The following is a 1,708-nucleotide window of genomic DNA, read 5'->3' as shown; positions in this document are numbered from 1 at the left end:
CCCGGACGTTCGCGGCGCGGGCCGCCGCCCGTGCCGCCGGGGGCGCGGTCCGGGTGTTCCTCGTCCTGGCCGGTCTGTTCTGGCTGCTGCCGACGATCGGGCTGCTGCTCTCCTCGCTCCGCTCCCCCTCCGACATCGCGGCGAGCGGCTGGTGGCAGGTGTTCACGGCCCCTGCCCAGCTGACCACCGAGAACTACGGCCGTCTCCTCGCCGATGACACGATCACCGACTCCCTGCTCTCCACGGTCCTGATCACCGTCCCGTCCACGCTCCTCGTCCTCCTCCTCGGCTCGTTCGCCGGGTACGCGTTCGCGTGGCTGGAGTTCCCGGGGAGGGACTGGTGGTTCCTCGGGGTGGTCGCGCTGCTCGTGGTCCCGGTGCAGGTGGCGCTCGTCCCGGTGTCGAAGCTCTTCGGGGCGGTCGGCCTCTTCGAGACGACGCTCGGGGTGGTCCTCTTCCACACGGCCTTCGGTCTGCCGTTCGCGATCTTCCTGCTGCGGAACTTCTTCGCGGAGATCCCGCGCGAGCTCCTGGAGGCGGCGCGGCTCGACGGGGCGGGCGAGGTGCGGCTCTTCACCCGGGTGGTGCTGCCGCTCGGCGGTCCCGCGATCGCCTCGCTGGGGATCTTCCAGTTCCTGTGGGTGTGGAACGACATGCTGATCGCGCTGATCTTCGCGGACTCGCAGTCGCCGCCGATCACGGTGGCGCTGCAGCAGCAGGTCCGCCAGTTCGGCAACAACGTCGACGTGCTGGCGCCGGGGGCGTTCGTGTCGATGGTGGTGCCGCTGGTGGTCTTCTTCGCGTTCCAGCGCCAGTTCGCCACAGGGGTGATGGCGGGCGCGGTGAAGTAGCCCGCCGTACGCCGCGGGGGCGCGGGGCTCGTGACCGCGCCCTCCGTACGTCGACAGGCGCCGCGGGGCTCGTGACCACGCCCGCCCGCAGCTAGGCCTTGAGCGCCGCCACCGCCGACCGCGCCAGGTCGTCCACGTACCCCGGGGGCAGCGGCGTACGGACCACGACGAGGCGCCAGTAGAGCGGCCCGACGACCAGGTCGAGGGCGCGGCCCGGGTCGGTGCCCTCGGGGAGTTCGCCGCGTGCGACGGCCTCGCGGACGACCTGGGTCATGACGCCGCGCTGGCCGTCGAGCAGCGCGGCCGTGACGGCCTCGGCGATCTCGGGCTGCCGGGCCGCCTCGACGAGCAGGTCCGGGATGACCTGCGAGGCGACGGGGTGGCGCAGCGCGTGCGAGGCCACCTGGAGGAGCGCCAGTACGTCCCCGTGCAGGGAGCCGGTGGCGGGCGCGGGCAGACCCTGGGCGGCGAAGGCCCCGACGAGGTCGAGGACGAGGGCGAGCTTGGACTTCCAGCGCCGGTAGACGGCGGTCTTGCCGACTCCCGCGCGGCGCGCGATGCCCTCGATGGACATCCGGGCGAAGCCGACGGCCGCGAGCTCCTCGAAGACGGCGGCGCGGATGGCCTCGGTCACGTCCTCGCGGAGTACGGCCGCTCCGGCGGGGGCGCGGCGGGGGGTCGGATCGGTCATGAACGGCATCCTAACCAACGGCGACGCCCCGAGGGCGTCACGACGATACGGTTGCGTTCCGACGCAGGACGACCCTAGTCTCCCCGTAACGACGATACGGACCCGTTCCATCGCCGAGGATGCCCGCACCCTTCGTCGAAAGCGCCCACCCGTGACCACCCAGACG

Annotated in this window: 2 protein-coding genes; one reads left to right on the top strand and one right to left on the bottom strand. The window is 72.5% G+C overall.

The genetic code is table 11. From position 1 onward, the window contains the following. On the top strand, positions 1–851 hold an 851-nt coding region (locus AOK00_RS35645; protein WP_055604245.1), incomplete at its 5' end, for a carbohydrate ABC transporter permease. A gap of 91 nt (positions 852–942) precedes the next feature. Here AOK00_RS35645 and AOK00_RS35640 read toward each other — a convergent pair. Beyond that, positions 943–1,542, bottom strand: coding sequence for a TetR/AcrR family transcriptional regulator (locus AOK00_RS35640; protein WP_055604244.1), 600 nt, complete (start codon positions 1,540–1,542; stop codon positions 943–945). Between the last annotated feature and the right edge of the window lie 166 nt (positions 1,543–1,708).

This window comes from Streptomyces aureus, assembly GCF_001418135.1.
Taxonomy (GTDB): Bacteria; Actinomycetota; Actinomycetes; order Streptomycetales; family Streptomycetaceae; genus Streptomyces; species Streptomyces aureus_A.
The sequence above is the reverse complement of the archived record's forward strand: the minus strand, read 5'-3'. Positions and strand labels throughout refer to the sequence as shown.

Bases quoted from the DNA above. Each gene is read 5' to 3' on its own strand.
- AOK00_RS35640 (WP_055604244.1), bottom strand. From the start codon at position 1,542: ATGACCGATCCGACCCCCCGCCGCGCCCCCGCCGGAGCGGCCGTACTC.